The following is a 20335-nucleotide window of genomic DNA, read 5'->3' as shown; positions in this document are numbered from 1 at the left end:
CATGGTACCCGATCCGGACAGCGCAGCCGGGGCCGAGCGCACCCGGCTGTTCGTCTACAACGGCGGGTTTCTTACGCAAAAACGCCTGAGACGGATTCTGACGCTTGCCGGATATGACATTCGTCTGGGTCTTCCCAAGGATGGCGATTGCGTGGGCATATGGGGCAACAGCCCGACCGCGTATCGGGGCCTGCGCATCGCCGAAAAACACCGTGCACCCGTTCTGCGGGTCGAGGATGCCTTTCTCAGGTCTCTGCACCCGGGGCGCGCCGGTGAACCGCCCTTGGGTCTTTTGCTGGACCGTTCAGGCCCGCATTTCGATGTGGCAGAACCTTCCGACCTTGAGAAGCTGCTGAACACTGATCCCTTGGACGACACCGCGCTGCTGAACCGCGCACGCGCGGCGATGGAGCGGGTCAGGGAATTGCACCTCAGCAAGTATTCCGCGTTTGACCCCGATCTTGCCGCACCTGACCCCGGTTATGTACTGGTCATCGACCAGACGGTTGGCGATGCCGCCGTCACGGCAAGCGGTGCCGATCGTGCCCGTTTTCTTGAAATGCTTGTGGTCGCGCAGGAGGAAAACCCGGGCGCGCGCATTCTGATCAAGACACATCCAGAAACGATGGCAGGTCATCGTCAGGGGCATTTCACCGATCAGGACCTGTCAGACCGGGTCACGTGGTTTGACAAATCGATCAGCCCCTGGCCCCTGCTTGAGGGTGCCGTTGCGGTTTATACCCTTTCCTCGCAGCTGGGCTTTGAAGCAATTCTGGTCGGTCACAAACCGCGCGTTTTCGGCCAACCGTTCTATGCCGGCTGGGGCCTGACGCAGGATGAATTCCCAGTCCAACGCCGACAGCGCAACCTGACCCGCGCGCAACTGTTCGCGGCCGCGATGCTGCTTTACCCGACCTGGTACGACCCCTTTCGCGATCAGCTCTGCGAACTGGAAACGGTTCTGGACATTTTGGAGGCGCAGACCCGCGCATGGCAGCAGGACAGGCACGGTTGGACGGCCGCCGGTATGCGTCTGTGGAAACGCAGGCACATGCAACAGATTTTCGGGCGGCATGGCAAGTTGCGCTTTACGGCCACACAGCCTGATGCCTCGGATCGCCCGCACATGGTCTGGGCCAGTCAGGCGCGCGACAGCGAAGGGGCCGTTCGTGTGGAAGACGGCTTTTTGCGTTCCCGCGGACTTGGGGCGGCGCTTGTTCCGCCCCTATCGCTGGTAACCGACGAAATCGGTATCTACTATGACCCCACAAAGCCCAGCCAGTTGGAAAACCTGATCAGCGAGCGCGCAACATTGCGTCCGGATCAGGAATTGCGCGCTGAACGGCTTGTCGAGAGCTTGCTGGCCGATGGTTTGAGCAAATACAACATGGGCCAATCCGCGCCGGTTCTGCCCCATGGGCACCGAATTCTGGTGCCCGGACAGGTTGAAGATGACGCCTCGATCCTTCTGGGCACCAACACGGTGCGCAGCAATCTGGACTTGCTGAAAACGGCGCGCGAAGCCAACCCCGATGCAATCCTGATCTACAAACCGCACCCTGATGTCGAAGCCGGGTTGCGGGATGGCCAGATAGACGCAGAGTCACTTGCGGACCTTGTCGTGACCCGAACTGACCCCGCCTCGCTGCTGACGCAGGTGGACGAGGTTTGGACGATGACATCGCTATTGGGTTTCGAGGCATTGTTGCGCGGGGTGAAGGTCACGACCCTGGGCGCGCCCTTCTATGCGGGATGGGGTCTGACCACCGATCTGGATGCCGTCCCCGTCAGGCGAGGTGCACGGCCGTCGCTGATGGGTTTGGTGCACGCCACCTTGATTGACTATCCACGCTATTTCGATCCGATCACCAGACAACCCTGCCCTGTCGAAGTGGCTGTTGAACGCTTGGCGCTGGGGTATTCGGCACCGTCCGGTCCGTTCAACCGGTTTCTGTCAAAGCTTCAGGGCGTGTTCGCAACGCACGCTCATCTTTGGCGTTGACGTTATTCCGACGCTCTGCGCCAACGGTGCAATACATCCCCGCCGACCGCCTGCGTCTCGATCAATTCGAATCTGGGGGCGGCCTCCAGCGTTTCCAGACCTAGTGTCCCGACCGCGGCCAGGCCCTCGGCCCCGATGGTTAAGCCGGCAGTGAACCCGATCAGCTCGTCCACCAGATCTTCGGCCAGCAGCGAGGCCGCAAGCGCGGCCCCGCCTTCGCAGAAGACACTGGTCAAACCGGCCTGACCCAGTTGCTGAAGCAGATCCATCGCATCGATATGATGATCTTTCAACGCACAGGGGATCAGCTTTGCCCCCAATCCTTCCCACGCCTGTGCACGTTCTGCATCCGGGTGATGCGCATGGCAGAGCCAGACAGGTATCTTTGAGGCTGTGCGCGCCAGCTGGCCCATCAGAGGAATATCCATATGGCGGGACACCACGACGCGGACGGGTTGATGCTCAACGCCAAGATCCCGAACGGTCAGCGAGGGGTCGTCGGCGCGCGCCGTCCCTGCCCCGACCATAACCGCATCGTGACGTGCGCGCATGGCATGGACCACACGACGTGCCTGCGGTCCGGTGATCCATTGACTGTGCCCTGTCGAGGTTGCGATACGCCCGTCAAAACTGCTGGCCATCTTCAGCGTCACAAAAGGCCGGCCTTGTTCAGTCTTGAGGAAAAAGCCTTCCAGATCCCGTTCTGCCTGTTGCGCAAGAACGCCAGTTACAACGTCAATCCCCGCCTCGCGCAACATAGCAAAACCCTGCCCGGCCACGCGCGGATCGCTGTCTTCGACAGCGGCCACAACGCGGGATACACCTGCCGCAATCAAGGCCTCGGCGCAGGGTGGCGTTTTGCCGTGATGGGCACAGGGTTCCAGAGTTACATAGGCGGTCGCACCACGCGCACCCTGCCCGGCCTGAGCCAAGGCTTCGGTCTCGGCATGAGGGCGGCCACCCGGCTGTGTCCAGCCCCGCCCAATGATCCGGTCATCACGAACGATGACACACCCCACAGCGGGGTTCGGCCAGCACGTCCCCTGACCGCGCCGCCCCAAAGACAGGGCAAGCGCCATGAATCGCTTATCTGTTTCGTTCACTCGTCAGTCGAAGGCTGCGGCGGGCGCAGTTCGTGGACGAACTCCTCGAAATCATCGGCCGCCTGGAAATTCTTGTACACACTCGCAAAGCGAACATAGGCGACAGTGTCGATCCGCGCCAGAGCTTCCATAACGATCTCACCGATCTTGTTGGACGGGATATCCGTATCGCCCATGCTTTCCAGACGGCGCACGATGCCCGAAATCATCTGATCGATCCGTTCGGGATCAACGGGGCGTTTCTGCATCGAGATACGGATCGAACGCTCCAGCTTGTCGCGATCGAAATCTTCGCGTTTACCATTGGTCTTTATGACAACCAGATCACGCAGTTGCACACGTTCGTAGGTCGTGAACCGTCCGCCACAGGCCGGACAGAACCGGCGTCGGCGAATTGCCACGTGGTCCTCTGCCGGGCGTGAATCTTTCACCTGAGTGTCGATATTTCCGCAAAACGGGCAGCGCATCCGCCGTCTCCTCGTCCCATGTTCGGCCTCTTTTTGTAAGCGCTGCGGCTTACTTATCCACAACTATAGGGCAGCCGCTAGGGTTTGGGTAGTCGGAAATTCAAACCGCTAAATAGTGGGTCAGGCCAGATACGCCGCAACCTTCCTTTGATGCGGCGCAGTGCGGTGTTCAAACAGGTAAATCCCTTGCCATGTTCCCAGAACAGGTCGTCCCTGTGACACCGGGATCGTCAGCGAAACCGGCAAGAGCGCGGCCTTGATATGCGCAGGCATATCGTCCGGGCCTTCATAGGTGTGCCGCAGATAGGACATGGCAGGGTTGTCTGACGGCGGAACCAGCCGTTCGAAAAACGCCTTAAGATCTGTTTGAACTTCGGGGTCCGCGTTTTCCTGGATCAGCAATGAGCAGGAAGTGTGGCGAACGAACAGGGTCAAAACCCCATCTTTCGCCACCCGTTCAAGCCATTGCAGAACGTCGGACGTGAGTTCGTACAGCCCCGGTCCTTGGGTGTGCAAAACGAACTCGGTCTGCATCGTGTCTATCCTGCGCGTTTGTCAGTCGTTGAAGAACGGTCGATAATTACACCGTGCATTCGCACCTTGTACAGATTCACTGTTGCCAGGCTGAAACCCGAACGAGACAAAGCTGCTTGGTTGCACATCAACCGTTTGAGGTTGCTTGATCGAAAACTGAACCGCTGTTCTGCGACCGGTTGTGACACTGGGCCCGTACCCCCGCAGCACGTAAATCCGGTCCGTCCAACCCAATCCCAAGGTTCGGCGCGCATAATCTGCGGCCGCGCACCAATAGCCTTCGGTACGCATGTCGCCGCGGGGGATGACCTCAAAATCAGTGGCGTTTATGGGTTCCGTTCGAAATCCGTTTCGCGCAGCATCTGCTGTCAATGGAACACTGAAGGCCAAGGCTGCCAACGCGGCGAAAGTGTATGACTGTTTCATGGTAATTTCTTCCCTGATTGCTTGTTCCAAATAGTGACCTCTGAATAGGTTAGTCGAACTTCACCGCGTGCACAGGGTGCCTCACGATCAATTCAGCCCGTCTGGTACATAGCGTGATCCGGTGTGAGCCAGCCTTGACAGCGGATCAGCAGGCCAAAGCCCGGTGTCGCAGACCAACGCGTCACCTGCGGGAAAAAGAGCGTGCCGGGGAGCCCTGAGCAGAGATTGGTGATTTCTCCGAGGCTCTGACCTCATCCCCATAAAGGTCCCGACCCGGCAACAAAGCTGATTTGGACAGCCGCGCGCTACACTTCATGCGCGTTCCGGTCAAAACCTTTCGAGAACTTGCCAACAAGTAGTACTCAAGTGCAAAATCCTTTCTGCCAAAAGCCAAAGTCAACAAAGGGATTTCCCTGATAAACTGTTAGTGTATTTGAGAACGTAAGGTGTTGTACCACGATGGATGTAGATATCGACCGACTACATTTTTTGATCCAGGCACTGGATCGCCACACCGGCAACAGCAAAGTATCCCAGCGGGTATTGAAACAGGCCGGGATGCGTCAGCAGGATATCGCGCCCCCTGCCGCAGTCTACAGCGCACATAAAGAGGCCCTTTTCATCCGGCACGCCTGTGACGCCGTTGGTGACATCACATTTGCGGCGCGCACTGGGCTCGAGGTCACGTCGGCCTCGACCGTGACGGGGTATATCAGTAAATACTCACGCGATTTGAGGCAGGTGATGGAAAACCTATCCCGTTTTCACGGCATCATCGATCCGGCCATCGGGCTCAGCTTCCGTGTTGCCGGTAACTTCGCGGCCCTTGAGGCCGATTGGAAAGATGCCAGCTTTGCCCGCTATCATCGGCGCACGGAATTCCTGTTGTTCGCTGCGCTGGCCAGGATGAGAAACCTCACGCAGGTGAAGTTGCACCCGATCGAGATGCGCTTTCAGCACAAAGTTGGAAGCCACGCCAAAACCTACGAAAAGCTGGCAGGCTGCCCGGTGGTTTTCAGCGCTGAAAAGATTGAGATCATTCTGCCGCTATCTGCGCTGGAATTGAAAGTGCCGACCTATGATCCCAAGCTGCGGGAGCATTTGCTGGAATACGGTGAACGTCTGCTGGCCGAAAAACCACCCCCCAAGCACCAGACCCGCGCCCGTGTCGAAGGTCTGATCACCCGATCCCTGCCCGGCGCAATCCTCCAAGCCGAAGATGCGGCGGCTGATCTGGGGATGAGCCTCAGAACCTTCAGTCGACGTCTCAAGGAAGAAGGCACAAGCTATCGCGATATTGTGGACGATCTAAGATGTGATCTGGCCCAGACTTTCATCACAAATGGCATGACTCTGTCTGAAATCTCATACGCGCTGGGCTATGCCGATCAGGCTGCTTTTTCGACCGCCTTCAAACGGTGGACAGGTCAACCGCCCAGCGCCTTCAAGACCCGAGTGGAACATCCCATTCGGACAGCTGGCCGGGGGTCATCAGCCTGAAAAACCTCGCCCCGGCCTGTCCCATGAGTGGACAAGAACGATATAGAAAGGCACACCGCCCCGGCCTTGTGCATTCGCGCCAACGTGATGCGAGAACCAGCCAATGTGAACAAAAAAGGCGCCTCTGACGGGGCGCCTTTGTTCTGATAGATCTTTGTTCTTATTGATCCAGGAAAGACCGGAGTTTTCGTGAACGGCTGGGATGCTTCAGCTTCCGCAGCGCCTTGGCCTCGATCTGACGGATCCGTTCGCGGGTCACGCTGAACTGTTGGCCGACTTCTTCCAAAGTATGGTCGGTGTTCATACCGATGCCAAAACGCATCCGCAGAACCCGTTCTTCGCGCGGGGTGAGCGAGGCCAGAACCCTTGTGGTGGTTTCCTTGAGGTTTTCCTGAATGGCGCTGTCCAGGGGCAGCACGGCATTCTTGTCCTCGATGAAGTCGCCCAATTGGCTGTCTTCCTCGTCGCCAATCGGCGTCTCCAGAGAAATCGGCTCTTTGGCGATCTTCATCACCTTGCGCACTTTTTCGAGCGGCATCTGCAACTTTTCGGCCAGTTCTTCCGGCGTCGGCTCGCGGCCGATTTCATGCAGCATCTGACGGCCCGTGCGCACCAGCTTGTTGATCGTTTCGATCATATGAACCGGAATACGGATCGTGCGGGCCTGATCTGCGATCGAGCGGGTGATCGCTTGGCGGATCCACCAGGTCGCATAGGTCGAGAACTTGTAGCCACGACGGTATTCGAACTTGTCCACCGCCTTCATCAGGCCGATGTTGCCTTCCTGAATAAGATCAAGGAATTGCAGGCCGCGGTTGGTGTACTTTTTGGCAATCGAGATCACCAGGCGCAGGTTGGCTTCGACCATTTCCTTCTTGGCCTGCCGCGCCTCTTTCTCGCCCTTCTGAACCTGCTGCACGATGCGGCGGAATTCCGAGATATCCAGACCGACATACTGGCCGACCTGAGCCATGTCGTTGCGCAGCTCTTCGACCTTCGCGGTCGAGCGTTCGATGAACATCTGCCAACCCCGGCCCGGCTTCTCAGCCATCTCGGCCAGCCAGTTCGGATCCAGCTCACGTCCCCGATACGCTTCGATGAACTCACGGCGGTTGATGCGTGCCTGATCGGCCAGCTTGACCATCGCGCTGTCCAGAGACATGACGCGGCGGTTGATGCCATAAAGCTGGTCGATCAGCGCCTCGATCCGGTTGTTGTGCAGGTGAAGGCCATTCACCAGCTCGACGATCTCAGCCCGCAGTTTCTGGTAGGTTTCTTCGTCCTTTTCACTGAACGTACCGTCTTCGTTCAGCGTGGCCGAAATCCGGCTGTCCTGCATTTCAGACAGCATCGAGAAGTCGGTCGAGATACGCTCCAACGTGGTCAGGACCTGATCCTTCAGCGCCGCTTCCATCGCGGCCAGCGACATGTTGGCCTGATCGTCTTCGTCGTCATCGTCATCGTTGTTCAGCGGGTTGCCATCCGCATCCAGCTCGGGGCCGGTATCCTTGGCTGGCTTATTCGCCTGCACGGCCGAGGTATCGACGACCGGCTCTTCAACGTCACCGTCTTCGTCCAACTGGTTGCCGAACGTGGTTTCCAGATCAATGACATCCCGCAAAAGAATGTCTTCGGACAACAATTCGTCATGCCAGATGGTGATCGCTTGAAAGGTCAGCGGGCTTTCACACAGGCCCGCAATCATCGTGTTGCGACCGGCTTCGATCCGCTTGGCAATCGCGATCTCACCCTCGCGGCTCAGCAGTTCGACCGACCCCATCTCACGCAGATACATGCGCACAGGGTCGTCGGTGCGATCCAGCTTTTCAGTGCCGGAACCGGCCAGTGCAACCTCACGGTTGCTTTCCGCGGCAACCAGTTCGGTCGAGCCTTTGTTCTCTTCTTCTTCGGCCTCTTCATCTTCGATGATGTTGATGCCCATCTCGGACAGCATCGACATTACGTCTTCGATCTGTTCCGAACTGACCTGATCAGGCGGCAACACCTGATTGAGCTGGTCGTAGGTAATGTAACCTTTCTCGCGAGCCTCGGCGATCATCTTCTTGACGTTCGCCTGGCTCATGTCCAGCGAGATTTCCTGTTCCTGCTCGTCGGATTTGCGGTCTTCGTTCGTATCCTTGGCGGCCATTCAATGCTCCTGCAGGGATGGGTGATTCGTCTCAGCCGAATCATTAGCGCGTATAAGTGATTCGGCCACCCGTTTACCCGTTTTTCTTTTCCAGTGCCTTACGAAAACACCACTTATCGGCGTTTCCGCTCGAATTTGATACCAGACATGATCGCCGCAAACGCGTCTTTCTCGTCACGATTGATTCGCGCCCCATTGTCAGCAATGTCGAAAACGGCCCTATCCTCGTTCTGGCTTCGACTCGTGCGGTTGCGCTCTTCGGCGGCTTGCGCCAGCCGGTATGTCAGCGCCTCATCGGGCAGATCGGACAGTTCTTCCGCCGCTTCGGCAATCTCGGCATCCAACCCCCGGAGCGCTTTGATCTTTGCGAGTTCCTCGGCCAGTGTCATCTCGGCCTTTTCAACGTCGCCTGGCTTGGACACACAGGGGATGACTGCCACATGGCGAAGGGTCAGCAGGTTTTCAAGGGCGTCCGGCCCCATTGATGCGATAATGTGGTCTTTCAGGTTGTCCGGATCATCAATTGCGTGACGCAGGACAGCATCGCGCAACGCCGCGTAGTCAGGATTGTGACATTCCATTTCTTCCAACTGTTGCTCAAATTGGACAACAACCTTGGGATTCAGAATTGAAATCGCCAGAATAGCGGCTTCACGCAGCTGGATATCCGCGTTTTCCGAAGAGGCCAGAAACGAACTGCGCGCGCCCGGTGTCGCGGTCTGCTGCGGCTGCCATTTTCCCCGCGGTTGCCACGGACGGTTTTGAGGTTGTCGTCGGGGGCGGAACAGTTGCCAGCGCAGGTCTTTGATTTCCTGACCGTAATGCGAGCGGATCGAGGGATCTCGGATCAGCTTGATCTTGTCCCGCAGTGCCTTGTCCAGTGCTGCCTTGCGTTCCGGGCTGTCGAATACCTTTCCTTCGGTCTCGCGCTGCCACAGCAGTTTGACCATCGGCACGGCCCCTTCCAGAACGGCCTTCACGGCCCCTGCCCCTTCGGCGCGCAACAGATCGTCCGGGTCCTTGCCTTCGGGCATCAAGGCAAAACGCAGGGATTTTCCGGCCTCCAGCAGCGGCAGTGCCAGATCAACCGCCCGCATGGCCGCCCGCAGACCCGCGGCATCCCCGTCCAGCGCTATGATCGGTTCATCCGCGATCCGCCAGAGCAGTTGCAACTGATGTTCAGTAATGGCCGTTCCCAAAGGCGCAACCGGCGCACCAAACCCCGCCTCGGCCAGCGCGATCACGTCCATATACCCTTCGGCCACGATCAGCGGCTGCCCTTTGCCCGCCGCCTGCCGCGCCGGACCTTGATTGTAAAGGCTGCGCCCCTTGTCGAACAACTCGGTCTCGGGCGAGTTCAGGTATTTCGCGTTGTCATTCGGATCCATCGCGCGGCCACCGAATGCAATGCAGCGCCCACGCGGATCCCGGATCGGGAACATGATCCGGTTGCGGAATGTGTCATAGGGTTTTTTGCCTTTGTTTGAAGGCTTGGCCAGCCCGGCGCCAAGGATCAGCTCCTCTGGGATGCTCTTGCCGCGCAGGTGATCCCAAAGCGCCTGCCAACTGTCCGGCGCAAACCCGATCTCCCACCGATCCAGCGCGCTTTGATCCAAACCCCGGCGCGACAGGTAATCCCGTGTCTCTGCCCCCGCCGCTGTTTTCAGCTGCAAGCGGAAAAACTGCACCGCCTGTTCCATCACATCGGCAAGCTGACTGCGGCGATCCTGCTTTTCCTGTGCTTTCGGATCCCGCGCAGGCATCGGCATGCCAGCCTCGCGGGCGAGGATCTCCACCGCTTCGATGAACGAAACATTTTCCGTTTCTTTTACAAAGCTGATCGCGTCGCCTTTGGCGTGACAGCCGAAGCAGTAATAAAACCCCTTCTGATCATCGACATGGAATGAGGCTGTCTTTTCGTGATGAAACGGGCAAGGCGCCCACATGTCACCTTTGCCTTGATTGGATTTGCGCTGATCCCAAATCACCTTGCGCCCGACGACCTGAGACAGGCTCAGGCGGGTGCGCAGTTCATCCAGAAATCCTGGGGGCAGTGACATGGGTCAAACCTGACAGAAACAGGAAAGCGCGCCAAGGGGAAGGCGCGCGTTTGTCCACAGGGAAATGTCCGGGCTGTGGATTATTGCTGCAAACACAGCTCAAGCCAAGCGGCGCCCAGATCCTTTTTGCGCACGTCGCGCATCTTTTGTTCATAGACCCACGGCGTGATCAGCGGAATCGCGGCGTTGTAGTTCTCGGGCCATGTCGGGCCACTATCAGCCACGGCTTGCGCCACATCTCGTTCTTTCACGCGGTCCAGCCGCGCCTTTTGGATCGCTGCCACCACATCCGCCTGATACTTGCAGCTTTGTTCCTTAGTTTCCTGAGCGGCCAAAGGGGTGGCCAGCAGAGCCGCGACAATGGCTATACGCAACATGGAGGTCTCCGGGATTCGTTTCTCTGAGTGTCTACTATCCGTCAAACTAACGGGCCGCCATCGACATTCAAGCCACGGCGCGTACCGGCGGGGCGAAATGATCACCCCGCCCGCCTGCTTCAGAGCCCCTTGGCGCGATAGCTTTTGGCCACGCGGTCGATCGCCACGATGTAGGCCGCAGTACGCAGGTCTTCGACATCGTCGCGGCTGTGCCACACTTCACGCATCGACTGGTAGGCAATACGCATCGTATCGTCGAGGCCCGAGCGCACCAGTTCAAGCTCATCAGCACCCTTGAGGTATTTTGCTTTGAAGTCCGGAGACATCGACCACGCGTCACCCAGATAACGGTCCAGCCGCTCCAGCTCGCTGACGATCAGTTCATGTCGCGCCTCTTCCTGCCGACGCTGCATCCGGCCGAAACGAATGTGGCTGAGGTTCTTGACCCATTCAAAATAAGACACCGTCACACCACCCGCGTTGGCATACATATCCGGGATGATAACGGTACCTTTCTTGCGAAGAATCTCATCCGCGCCAGCGGTGACCGGGCCGTTCGCTGCCTCGATGATCAAAGGTGCCTTGATCCGCTCGGCGTTGGAAAGGTTGATGACACCCTCAAGGGCAGCCGGGATCAAAATATCACACTCAGCCTCCAGAACGCTTGTGCCTTCCGCTGAATGAGTCGCGTCCGGATAATCCTTGACGCCGCCATGCTTGACGATCCACTGGCGGACGGCTTCGACGTCGATACCATCCGGGTTATAGAGCGCGCCGTCCCATTCAATGATACCTACAACGCGTGAACCGTCCTCCTCGCTCAGAAACTTTGCAGCGTGATAGCCCACATTGCCGAGCCCCTGCACCACAACACGCTTGCCGTCCAGCTTGCCCGACAGGCCTGCCGCCCTGACGTCTTCGGGGTGACGGAAAAATTCGCGCAGAGCGTACTGAATGCCACGTCCGGTGGCTTCAACCCGCCCAGCGATACCACCTGCGTTCAATGGCTTGCCGGTCACACAGGCCCGTGCATTGATGTCGGTGGTGTTCATCCGGGCGTATTGGTCAGCCATCCAGGCCATTTCGCGTTCGCCCGTTCCCATGTCGGGCGCGGGAACGTTTTGCGACGGGTTTATAAGATCCCGCTTTGCAAGTTCATAGGCAAAGCGTCGTGTGATTTGCTCCAGCTCGTGTTCTTCGTATTTCCGCGGATCAATGCAAAGCCCGCCTTTCGATCCGCCAAAAGGCGTTTCGACAAGAGCGCATTTGTACGTCATCAACGCAGCCAGCGCTTCGACCTCATCCTGGTTCACAGCAGTGGCATAGCGAATGCCGCCTTTGACCGGCTCCATATGTTCGGAATGGACGGACCTGTACCCGGTGAACGTATGGATCTCACCACGCAAACGCACACCGAACCGAACTGTATAGGTCGCGTTGCAAACCCGGATTTTCTGCTCCAGCCCCGGCGGCAGTTCCATCAGGGCGGCCGCCCTGTTGAACATCAGGTCAACACTCTCGCGAAAGCTTGGTTCTTGGATGCCGGTCATAAAATCCTCCGTACCGCTGGATGACGAAACGTCATGACGTTTTGTCGCACCACTCAAGTCTGGCTGCAATCAAACAATGCACTTTTTTTCATCACCTTCTTAACAGAGACTTGAGGACCTGATGGTGAGTCGCCCAATCCAGTCAATCGCTTAACTGATTGTCTTCATTTCATCGACAGACCAGGGGAAAACGTGAAAATTATACCCCTTGAGTACGCAAAAAGGCCAAAACCAAGCCTTTTTCGCCCAATTCACGCCACGTTTGAAAATTAAATTTAACCGGAATTTCCTTTCTTTGGCGCACGACTTCTATGTGCGAGGCGGAGTCATCAAATGATAATTTTATCGCTTCAGAACGACGGCTCGAAGCCGAAACACAAGATTTCCCGGTTGCGGCTGTTTGCCCGAAAAGAAGACGGCACTTTTACGATATTCACCCTGCTCATTTTAATCCTGATGCTGGCCATTACCGGCATGGCGATGGATCTGATGACGTACGAGCGCGACCGCGCCAGCCTGCAATCCACGCTGGACCGCGCGGTGCTTGCTGCAGCAGATCTTGACCAAAAGCTGCCACCCAAGGATGTTGTCGACGCCTATATGGAAAAGGCCGGGCTGGGCCATCTTGAGAAAACCGTGACCGTCACCGAAGGGTTTGGCTCCAGAAAAGTGGCCGCGACCGCCAATGCAGTTGTTCCGACGCGTTTCATGAGGTTCGGAAAAGTCACCGAACTGAATATGAAAGCAGCAAGCACTGCCATAGAGTCCATCGGTTCTGTTGAAATCTCGCTGGTTCTGGACATGTCCGGTTCCATGACAAGGTCTTCTGCGACCGCCGGAAAGTCGAAGATCGAAGTCTTGAGAACTGCGGCGAAGGGCTTTGTCACCAAAATGCTTGAGGAATCTGGTGAAACGAAGATTTCGATGTCGATTGTCCCCTATGCCACTCAGGTCAATGCCGGGCAGGACATACTGGGTAAATTCACCAACGTGACCTCAGAGCACAACTATTCCCATTGCGTGAACTTTACTTCCGGACAATTCGGATCTGCGACGCTTAGCCCGAATACCTTCTATCAGCGCACTGGGCATTTCGATCCTTGGCGATACAATTCGGCAAACGTCAATGGCGTCTCAACCGATGGAGAACAGCCCCCGGCCTATTTCGTATGCCCTGTTCGCAGCGGCAGTGAAATTACAGCTGTCACCGACAATGTCCAATATCTGCACAACCGCATCGATGCCCTGACCGCAAGTGGCAACACATCCATCGACGTAGGCATGAAATGGGGTGTCGGCATGCTGGATCCGTCATTCCAGCCTGTGATCAATGCCTTGGCCACCGAAAACAAGGTTCCTGCAAAATTCGCTCTGCGCCCGGAATCTTATGACTCGGACGTGCTTAAGGTCGTAATCGTAATGACCGACGGGCAAAACACTTCGCAGTACATGTTGGACTCGTCCGCGCGTAGTGGCCTGACTGAAGTTTGGTTCAACCCTGACTATCAAAGACCCGACGGGAAAAAGGGTGAATATAGTATCCGCTATTCGACCAACCCGGATCGTTGGGTCTGGATGCAACATACAGAAGAAAACGGCAGCTATGTCACGGCAGGCCATCCTTTTGGGAATCCACCCAATGAAAACTCCTCTAACGAAGAGATTGGCACCGCCACTCGCCTGACCTATCCCGAGCTTTTTGCCCGAGCTTCGCTGTGGTGGAACGCCAAGAACAACTTCTATTGGCAAAGCAACCACGAGAATAACTGGTACTACGGCCTCAGAAAATCAGTGGGATCTTCCACAAAGAACGCGCGCACGACCAGCATCTGCGGCGCGGCCAAAGACAAGGGTGTCATCATCTATGGCATCGCTTTCGAGGCCCCCACCAGCGGCTTGAATACCATCAAGTCCTGCGCAAGCTCGGACAGCCATGTTCACAATGTAGCTGGATTGGATCTGGACAAGGCGTTTACTGCGATTGCTTCGTCCATCCGCAAATTGAGGCTGACGCAATGATCCGCAAATCACTGTCAAAACTCCGTACTTTCAAGCGATCCGAGTCCGGGAACGCGACGATCGAATTTGTCATGATCATTCCGTTTTTCCTGGCATTCATTGGTATTGGTGGAGAGATGTCGATAATCACCACCAAGCACGCCGCGCTGGAACGGGGTGTTGATCTGGTCGTTCGGGATATCCGTCTGGGCACAGGCACCAACTGGAGCCACGATGTAATCAAGGACCGGATTTGCGACATTTCCGGTATCAAGAATTGTAAAACCAACCTGCGGCTGCAAATGCTTCGCCAGAATGCATTCAATGGCATCGTTCTTTCGGACGAAATACCCTGCACCGACAGTTCGGAAGACCCCAAACCAGTGCTCGACTTCAAAAGCGGGGCCTCAAACGAGTTGATGATTTTGCGGGCCTGCCTGCGTATCGATCCTGTTCTGGAAAGCTCGATCATCGCAAACACAGTGGTCGACGAAAGCGGCCACTATGCAGTGACCGCAACGACCGCATTCGTGCAGGAGCCACGGTAAAGCTATGTTTGTATTCAGAAACGTGAAAAACCGCATCAAGGCCTTCAAGCAGGACGAAAGTGGTATTCTGACCGTCGAGGCCATCATGATCTTCCCGCTGTTGTTGTGGACGATTACGTTTACGTTCACCGCATTCGAGGGATTTCGTCAAAGCGCGTCGAACCTGAAAGCTGCCTATACGGTCAGCGATCTGATCTCACGTGAATCGGCCGCTGTGACTGATGTTTACATCGACTCGCTTCACGAACTTATGGGCGAAATGGTCAACAACCGGTCTGAAGTGCGCATGCGTGTCTCTCTGATCCGTTTTGACGAGAACGACAACCGCCACTACGTGGATTGGTCGACCGTGCGCGGCTATGACACGGAATGGAACGACAACAACATTCAGGAAATCGAAAACCGTCTGCCGCCGATGCCGGATCAGGACACGGTCATTCTGGTGGAAACATCCAACGAGTATATTCCTCAGTTTAAACCTGGCTGGGATCTGGCGACCGGCATTAACTTTCAAAACTTCATCTTCACCCGTCCCCGCTTTTCCACCAAGGTCGCCTGCAACCTAGTGCGCCCTCCGGTCGTCTGCGTGGATAATAGCGCTTAAGACTTCTGACATGAACTTGGCTTCGGCGGCAGACGTCATGCCGCCAACGCCGACCCGGCGACCAATCCGCCACCACAATCCGGGGGCCCATTGGTACGTATCTTTGTGCTTGGTGCGAACCAGAAAGCCGTTTGACGGCTTGAACGCGAATACGCCGCGATCCACCGACTCAATATCAGCCACCTTTGCGATCATTTGACCTGACCCGGTACGCAATTCCGACTGTGTCAGTTCAATATGGTCCTGGGTCGCGTGCCATACACGATAGGCCAGCCAAAGCGACGCGCCCCCTACAGCAAAAAGAAATACTTGCCACGCCGGTTCGGGCGGCGATGCCAAAGCGACGTATGTGACCAGCACCCCAACCGTCGACAGCATCCCTACTCCGATCCACCGTCTGGGGGATGATGCCTGAATCGTTGCCAGCACTTCGTCCTGCATGGATGTCTCCTGTCCGTTCCGCTTCGACTTAGCGACTTTCCAGGGGAAACAACAGGGCTTTGGTTGCTTAGCAAATTTGCACAGCTCCGGTTAATTAACGCTGATTGACCGCAATCACGCAGGGGTTACATGCTGATCAAACGAACCGGAGGCGAATATGTCCCTTAGACCCACACTGGAAACACGCAGGGCCACCCCGACGATGGAAGGGGCTGGCGTGAAACTTCACCGCGCATTCGGGTTTCAGGACCCGTCCGAACTTGATCCTTTCCTGCTGTTCGACGACTTCAGGAACGAACGCCCGCAGGACTATAAGGCTGGTTTTCCCTGGCATCCGCATCGCGGAATCGAGACGATCACCTATGTTCTGGCCGGATCGGTCGAGCATTCGGATTCGCTGGGCAACACCGGCACTTTGGTCGCGGGCGACGTGCAGTGGATGACGGCGGGGTCCGGCATCCTGCATCAGGAAATGCCGCAGGGAAACACCTCGGGGCAGATGCATGGGTTTCAGCTGTGGGGTAACCTGCCTTCGGATCAGAAGATGACTGCCCCGCGCTATCAGGATGTTCAAAGCAAGGATATCCCCGAAGTCACTGATGACGACGGCACCACCGTTCGTGTGATTGTCGGAGAGTTCTGGGGCAAAACCGGCCCCGTGGACGGCATCGCGGCAGATCCACAATATCTGGACATCTCGGTTCCTGCGGGTGTGAAGAAGACCTTCCGCATCGACACTTATCGCCGAGCCTTCGCCTATGTCTTTCAAGGTCAGGCAGCTTTTGCAGATGCGTCACGCACGTCCGGTGTGCTGTTGGAAAAAGAGGTCGCCGGGCAAGAGGTGAATATCCGGGATATGTCGGGTGACCGCACGCTTGTGCGTTTTGGGACGGGTGACGAAATCACCGTTCAGGCTGGCCCCGACGGCGTGCGGTTTCTGTTGATCTCGGGGGCTCCGATCAATGAGCCTGTCGCATGGCACGGGCCTATTGTGATGAACACGCGGGCCGAATTGGAACAAGCGTTTCGCGAACTGCGCAACGGGACCTTCATTCGCCCTGCGCACTGACACAGTGACGGTCTGGCCCTGTCAGGCTGTCACCGCCTTATGCACCATGTTCCAATAAATCTGTTCGACCTCGTCCAGTGACAGCCGCCCTCCGGACCTGTACCAGGTCATCACACCGTTCAACATGGCAATCACCGCCAGCGTGGCGATCTTGGTGTCCGGTATCGCAAACTGACCAGCCTGCTGGCCAGAGTGAAGAATGTCCTCCAGCGCGTTTTCGTATTGGCGCCGAAGGTCTTCGATTTCAGCGAAGTTTTCGGGCGAGAGGTTGCGCAGTTCCATATAGGCGATGAACACCTCGTCTGGGCGTTGCAGGTGGAAACGAATGTGAAAACCGACAAATCGGCGCAACGCTTGCCGGCAGTCATCGCAGCGCTCCAGCGCGTTGAGCGCCGAAAGCAGATCCTGCATATGCTCTCGCATCAACCGATACAGCAAACTCTGCTTGTCCGGTGTGTAATTGTATAGCGCCCCCGCCTGAACGCCGACCTCTTTCGCGATCTGCCGCATCGAAACCGCGGCATAGCCGTGGCGGGCAAACAGGTTCAGGGCCGCCTTTCGGATGCGCGGGCCTGTGATATCAGAGTGGGAGCCTTGAGTACGTGCCATGCGCCCACAGTATCTGAACAAATGTTCATATAGAACCCCGCTTGATCGGCGTCGGCAAAAGGTGCATCACGAAAGGACGAACGAAACCGAAAAGCGTGCCACATGAAACTGCTGCCTGTTCTGCCTATTATTCTTGTGTTTGCCGGGTGTTCAGACTTTCCCGAACTTGAAGGCAGTGAACCGGCCTCGGTCAAATCGGCCCCCTACCCGCGTCTTATTCCGGTGCAGGAAACGTTGGGGCCTTCGATTGATCCCGTAAGCCAGGCCGCAGAGGTGGAGGAAGACCTGACGCAGCGCAGCGAGGCGTTGGCGAAAAAGGCCCAGGCGTTGCAAAACGCGCAAACCAACTAAAGCGTGACATTTGACCTCGACAATCCCCCGGTGACGGATTGCACCCTTGGCCTGAACCCGATAAGGCAGCGCTGATCGGGCAGGCGTCCGAATTCAGACAAGTTTCGAGCGGAAAGGAACCCACGACATGACACAGGCACTGCGGCTGGGAATTGCGGGCTTGGGAACTGTCGGCGTGGGTGTCGTCAAGATTGTTCGCCGCCATGCAGATTTGCTGAAGGCGCGCACGGGCCGGTCGATTGAAATCGTGGCCGTATCTGCGCGGGATCCGAACAAGGACCGCGGCGTGAACCTGTCGGATTATGCCTGGGAAACCGACCCGGTTGCGCTGGCGAAACGTGACGATATCGATGTCTATGTCGAACTGATGGGCGGCGAAAACGGTCCGGCCAAGGCCTCGGTCGAAGCCGCGCTGGCCAGCGGCAAAGACGTCGTGACCGCCAACAAGGCATTGCTGGCCATTCACGGGCAGGAACTGGCCGAACAGGCCGAGGCCGCGGGGCGTGTTATCCGCTTTGAGGCTGCTGTTGCTGGCGGCATTCCGGTGATCAAATCCCTGACCGAAGGGCTGGCTGGTAACGAAATCACCCGCGTCATGGGGGTGATGAACGGCACCTGCAACTACATCCTGACCCGGATGCAATCGCAGCGTCAGGGCTATAACGCCCTGTTCGACGAATGCGCCGAGCTTGGCTATCTCGAGGCCGATCCAAACCTGGATGTGGGTGGCATCGACGCCGCTCACAAACTGGCTTTGCTGGCCTCGATCGCCTTTGGCACAAAGCCAAATTTTGACGGGATCGAGATCGAAGGCATTCAACACATCAGTCTGGACGATATCGATCAGGCCGAGGATATGGGCTTTCGCATCAAACTGCTGGGCGTGGCACAGCGCACCGCGCGCGGGCTGGAACAACGCATGCAGCCTTGCCTTGTGCCCAGCGACTCGCCCTTGGGGCAATTGGAAGGCGGCACCAACATGGTGGTGATCGAAGGCGACGCGGTTGAACAGGTTGTTCTGCGTGGCCCCGGTGCGGGTGAAGGCCCGACGGCCAGCGCCGTGATGGGCGACGTGTGCGATCTGGCACGTGGGCTGCAAATCCCGACCTTTGGCCGACCGGCCAATTCGCTTGAGGCCGCGGCCCCGGCCGTCACGGGCCTGCCTGCGCCTTATTATCTGCGGCTGGGTCTACTGGATAAACCGGGCGCACTGGCCAAGGTTGCAGCCATTCTGGGCGATGCCGGCGTTTCGATAGACAGGATGCGCCAGTATGCCCATGCAGAAAGCACGGCGCCTGTGCTGATCGTTACCCACAAAACCACCCGCGCCGCGCTGGACGTTGCGCTGGACCGGTTCCGGGAAACGGATGTGGTTGCCGGTGCCCCCGTCGCGTTGCGGATTGAAGAGGTTTGAACTTGCGGCCTGTATGAAACGCAAGCTATGCCGATAGAAACGGCTTAAATGACCAGAGGATACATGACAATGAGTGCTGCCAAAACCGATTTCAACGACCGCCTGCTGTCTCTGGGGCTGGCAAGGGTGGCGGAACAGGCTGCGCTGGCCTCGGCTTCGCTGGTGGGGCGCGGTGACGAGAAAGCCGCCGACCAGGCCGCTGTGAATGCGATGCGCGAACAGCTGAACATGCTGGACATTGCTGGCGTCGTGGTGATCGGTGAAGGTGAACGCGACGAAGCTCCGATGCTTTATATTGGCGAAGAGGTCGGCACCGGAAACGGCCCCGGCGTGGACATCGCGCTGGATCCGCTGGAAGGCACAACGCTGACCGCAAAGGACATGCCCAACGCGCTGACCGTGATTGCCATGGGCCCGCGCGGCTCGATGCTGCATGCGCCCGACGTCTACATGGACAAGCTTGCCGTTGGTCCGGGCCTACCCGAGGGTGTCGTCAATCTGGACATGTCTCCACGTGAACGGGTGGAAGCCTTGGCAAAGGCCAAGAACTGCAAGCCTGCGGACATCACCGTCTGCATTCTGGAACGCCCCCGTCACGAGGCGATGATCGCCGAAGTGCGCAAAACCGGAGCATCGATCCGCCTGATCACCGATGGTGACGTGGCAGGTGTCATGCATTGCGCAGAAAGCGAAGTGACCGGTATCGACATGTATATGGGCCAGGGTGGCGCCCCCGAAGGCGTGCTTGCCGCTGCCGCGCTGAAATGCATGGGCGGGCAGATCTTTGGTCGCCTGATGTTCCGCAACGATGACGAGCGGGGCCGTGCTGCCAAGGCGGGCATCACCGATCTGGACCGGGTCTATTCGCGCGATGAGATGGTGACCGCGGATGTGATCTTTGCCGCAACGGGTGTAACTGGCGGTTCTCTGTTGCCGCGCATCAAGCGCGAGCCGGGTTGGGTGGAAACCACGACGCTGCTGATGCGTTCAAAGACCGGGTCCGTACGCCGCATGTCGTATCGCACCCCCACCTGGCCACACGATAACGCCTAACGGCTTGCGCCGTTGCCTCCGGCGGGAGTATTTGGGAAAAGATGAAAAGGCCGGGTCCGAAAGGATCCGGCCTTGGTTCA

At 57.5% G+C, this 20335-nt stretch carries 19 protein-coding genes; 9 read left to right on the top strand and 10 right to left on the bottom strand.

The window, feature by feature from the left end; genetic code table 11:
- Position 1 precedes the first annotated feature (1 nt).
- Positions 2-2002 carry a capsular polysaccharide biosynthesis protein gene (locus GOW31_RS12730; protein WP_171170540.1) on the top strand — a complete coding sequence of 667 codons (2001 nt, stop codon included), beginning with the start codon at positions 2-4 and terminating at the stop codon, positions 2000-2002.
- Positions 2003-2004: 2 nt separating this feature from the next.
- Here the strand turns inward: GOW31_RS12730 and ribD are convergent, their stop codons facing one another.
- From ribD to GOW31_RS12710, 4 genes are all read right to left on the bottom strand, one after another.
- Positions 2005-3105 (bottom strand): bifunctional diaminohydroxyphosphoribosylaminopyrimidine deaminase/5-amino-6-(5-phosphoribosylamino)uracil reductase RibD, encoded by a 1101-nt coding sequence (gene ribD / locus GOW31_RS12725; RefSeq protein ID WP_171170539.1) that lies wholly within the window; start codon positions 3103-3105, stop codon positions 2005-2007.
- The gene (gene nrdR, locus GOW31_RS12720) at positions 3102-3572 is read right to left on the bottom strand and encodes a transcriptional regulator NrdR (protein WP_117869416.1); all 471 of its coding nucleotides are present in this window, start codon (positions 3570-3572) and stop codon (positions 3102-3104) included. Before nrdR ends, ribD begins: the two co-directional genes overlap by 4 nt.
- Positions 3573-3692: 120 nt before the next feature.
- Positions 3693-4106, bottom strand: coding sequence for a secondary thiamine-phosphate synthase enzyme YjbQ (locus tag GOW31_RS12715; RefSeq protein WP_171170537.1), 414 nt, complete (start codon positions 4104-4106; stop codon positions 3693-3695).
- A 21-nt stretch (positions 4107-4127) separates the two neighbouring features.
- On the bottom strand, positions 4128-4532 hold the full coding sequence (locus GOW31_RS12710; protein WP_152457548.1) for a hypothetical protein: 405 nt from the start codon (positions 4530-4532) through the stop codon (positions 4128-4130).
- A gap of 459 nt (positions 4533-4991) precedes the next feature.
- On the opposite strand from GOW31_RS12710, the gene GOW31_RS12705 reads away from it, so the two are divergent.
- Positions 4992-6032, top strand: a complete 1041-nt coding sequence (locus GOW31_RS12705; RefSeq protein WP_171170535.1) for an AraC family transcriptional regulator — start codon at positions 4992-4994, stop codon at positions 6030-6032.
- Positions 6033-6192: 160 nt separating this feature from the next.
- Here the strand turns inward: GOW31_RS12705 and rpoD are convergent, their stop codons facing one another.
- The 4 genes from rpoD to GOW31_RS12685 form a co-directional block, all read right to left on the bottom strand.
- Positions 6193-8181: an RNA polymerase sigma factor RpoD gene (gene rpoD / locus GOW31_RS12700; protein ID WP_171119526.1), complete on the bottom strand. Its 1989-nt coding sequence runs from the start codon at positions 8179-8181 to the stop codon at positions 6193-6195.
- Between the two features lie 113 nt (positions 8182-8294).
- Positions 8295-10241, bottom strand: coding sequence for a DNA primase (gene dnaG / locus GOW31_RS12695; protein ID WP_171170533.1), 1947 nt, complete (start codon positions 10239-10241; stop codon positions 8295-8297).
- Positions 10242-10321: 80 nt separating this feature from the next.
- Positions 10322-10618, bottom strand: a complete 297-nt coding sequence (locus GOW31_RS12690) for a hypothetical protein (RefSeq protein WP_152457544.1) — start codon at positions 10616-10618, stop codon at positions 10322-10324.
- 119 nt (positions 10619-10737) lie between these two features.
- Positions 10738-12168: a Glu/Leu/Phe/Val dehydrogenase gene (locus GOW31_RS12685; protein ID WP_152457543.1), complete on the bottom strand. Its 1431-nt coding sequence runs from the start codon at positions 12166-12168 to the stop codon at positions 10738-10740.
- Between the two features lie 333 nt (positions 12169-12501).
- On the opposite strand from GOW31_RS12685, the gene GOW31_RS12680 reads away from it, so the two are divergent.
- The 3 genes from GOW31_RS12680 to GOW31_RS12670 are packed head-to-tail and all read left to right on the top strand — an operon-like array spanning position 12502 to position 15318.
- Positions 12502-14187, top strand: coding sequence for a Tad domain-containing protein (locus GOW31_RS12680; protein ID WP_171170531.1), 1686 nt, complete (start codon positions 12502-12504; stop codon positions 14185-14187).
- Positions 14184-14714 carry a TadE/TadG family type IV pilus assembly protein gene (locus tag GOW31_RS12675; protein WP_171119523.1) on the top strand — a complete coding sequence of 177 codons (531 nt, stop codon included), beginning with the start codon at positions 14184-14186 and terminating at the stop codon, positions 14712-14714. The genes GOW31_RS12680 and GOW31_RS12675 overlap by 4 nt, the downstream gene beginning before the upstream one ends.
- A gap of 4 nt (positions 14715-14718) precedes the next feature.
- Complete coding sequence (locus tag GOW31_RS12670; RefSeq protein WP_152457540.1) at positions 14719-15318, top strand: TadE/TadG family type IV pilus assembly protein; 600 nt, start codon at positions 14719-14721, stop codon at positions 15316-15318.
- Here GOW31_RS12670 and GOW31_RS12665 read toward each other — a convergent pair.
- Complete coding sequence (locus tag GOW31_RS12665) at positions 15277-15759, bottom strand: hypothetical protein (RefSeq protein WP_152457539.1); 483 nt, start codon at positions 15757-15759, stop codon at positions 15277-15279. The two genes, GOW31_RS12670 and GOW31_RS12665, sit on opposite strands and share 42 nt — an antisense overlap.
- Before the next feature lie 157 nt (positions 15760-15916).
- On the opposite strand from GOW31_RS12665, the gene GOW31_RS12660 reads away from it, so the two are divergent.
- Positions 15917-16828, top strand: coding sequence for a pirin family protein (locus GOW31_RS12660; protein ID WP_171170528.1), 912 nt, complete (start codon positions 15917-15919; stop codon positions 16826-16828).
- Positions 16829-16849: 21 nt separating this feature from the next.
- On the opposite strand, the gene GOW31_RS12655 is transcribed toward GOW31_RS12660, so the two are convergent.
- Positions 16850-17437, bottom strand: a complete 588-nt coding sequence (locus tag GOW31_RS12655; RefSeq protein WP_171170526.1) for a TetR/AcrR family transcriptional regulator — start codon at positions 17435-17437, stop codon at positions 16850-16852.
- Positions 17438-17539: 102 nt separating this feature from the next.
- On the opposite strand from GOW31_RS12655, the gene GOW31_RS12650 reads away from it, so the two are divergent.
- From GOW31_RS12650 to glpX, 3 genes are all read left to right on the top strand, one after another.
- Positions 17540-17788: a hypothetical protein gene (locus GOW31_RS12650; protein ID WP_171170524.1), complete on the top strand. Its 249-nt coding sequence runs from the start codon at positions 17540-17542 to the stop codon at positions 17786-17788.
- Between the two features lie 127 nt (positions 17789-17915).
- Positions 17916-19202 carry a homoserine dehydrogenase gene (locus GOW31_RS12645; RefSeq protein ID WP_171170522.1) on the top strand — a complete coding sequence of 429 codons (1287 nt, stop codon included), beginning with the start codon at positions 17916-17918 and terminating at the stop codon, positions 19200-19202.
- Between the two features lie 69 nt (positions 19203-19271).
- Positions 19272-20255 carry a class II fructose-bisphosphatase gene (gene glpX, locus GOW31_RS12640; RefSeq protein WP_171170520.1) on the top strand — a complete coding sequence of 328 codons (984 nt, stop codon included), beginning with the start codon at positions 19272-19274 and terminating at the stop codon, positions 20253-20255.
- Positions 20256-20335 lie beyond the last annotated feature (80 nt).

It is taken from the genome of Ruegeria sp. HKCCA0370, from assembly GCF_013033705.1.
Lineage (GTDB): Bacteria > Pseudomonadota > Alphaproteobacteria > Rhodobacterales > Rhodobacteraceae > Ruegeria.
Note: the sequence above shows the minus strand (reverse complement) of the source record. Positions and strands in the feature narration are given on the sequence as shown.

Excerpts from the sequence above, each read along its gene's own strand:
- GOW31_RS12670 (WP_152457540.1), top strand. The coding sequence starts at position 14,719 with ATGTTTGTATTCAGAAACGTGAAAAACCGCATCAAGGCCTTCAAGCAG.
- GOW31_RS12715 (WP_171170537.1), bottom strand. The coding sequence starts at position 4,106 with ATGCAGACCGAGTTCGTTTTGCACACCCAAGGACCGGGGCTGTACGAA.
- GOW31_RS12645 (WP_171170522.1), top strand. The coding sequence starts at position 17,916 with ATGACACAGGCACTGCGGCTGGGAATTGCGGGCTTGGGAACTGTCGGC.
- GOW31_RS12705 (WP_171170535.1), top strand. The coding sequence starts at position 4,992 with ATGGATGTAGATATCGACCGACTACATTTTTTGATCCAGGCACTGGAT.
- glpX (WP_171170520.1), top strand. The coding sequence starts at position 19,272 with ATGAGTGCTGCCAAAACCGATTTCAACGACCGCCTGCTGTCTCTGGGG.
- GOW31_RS12660 (WP_171170528.1), top strand. The coding sequence starts at position 15,917 with ATGTCCCTTAGACCCACACTGGAAACACGCAGGGCCACCCCGACGATG.
- dnaG (WP_171170533.1), bottom strand. The coding sequence starts at position 10,241 with ATGTCACTGCCCCCAGGATTTCTGGATGAACTGCGCACCCGCCTGAGC.
- GOW31_RS12680 (WP_171170531.1), top strand. The coding sequence starts at position 12,502 with ATGATAATTTTATCGCTTCAGAACGACGGCTCGAAGCCGAAACACAAG.
- GOW31_RS12665 (WP_152457539.1), bottom strand. The coding sequence starts at position 15,759 with ATGCAGGACGAAGTGCTGGCAACGATTCAGGCATCATCCCCCAGACGG.
- GOW31_RS12685 (WP_152457543.1), bottom strand. The coding sequence starts at position 12,168 with ATGACCGGCATCCAAGAACCAAGCTTTCGCGAGAGTGTTGACCTGATG.
- rpoD (WP_171119526.1), bottom strand. The coding sequence starts at position 8,181 with ATGGCCGCCAAGGATACGAACGAAGACCGCAAATCCGACGAGCAGGAA.
- GOW31_RS12710 (WP_152457548.1), bottom strand. The coding sequence starts at position 4,532 with ATGAAACAGTCATACACTTTCGCCGCGTTGGCAGCCTTGGCCTTCAGT.
- GOW31_RS12730 (WP_171170540.1), top strand. The coding sequence starts at position 2 with ATGGTACCCGATCCGGACAGCGCAGCCGGGGCCGAGCGCACCCGGCTG.
- GOW31_RS12650 (WP_171170524.1), top strand. The coding sequence starts at position 17,540 with ATGAAACTGCTGCCTGTTCTGCCTATTATTCTTGTGTTTGCCGGGTGT.
- nrdR (WP_117869416.1), bottom strand. The coding sequence starts at position 3,572 with ATGCGCTGCCCGTTTTGCGGAAATATCGACACTCAGGTGAAAGATTCA.
- GOW31_RS12655 (WP_171170526.1), bottom strand. The coding sequence starts at position 17,437 with ATGGCACGTACTCAAGGCTCCCACTCTGATATCACAGGCCCGCGCATC.
- GOW31_RS12690 (WP_152457544.1), bottom strand. The coding sequence starts at position 10,618 with ATGTTGCGTATAGCCATTGTCGCGGCTCTGCTGGCCACCCCTTTGGCC.
- GOW31_RS12675 (WP_171119523.1), top strand. The coding sequence starts at position 14,184 with ATGATCCGCAAATCACTGTCAAAACTCCGTACTTTCAAGCGATCCGAG.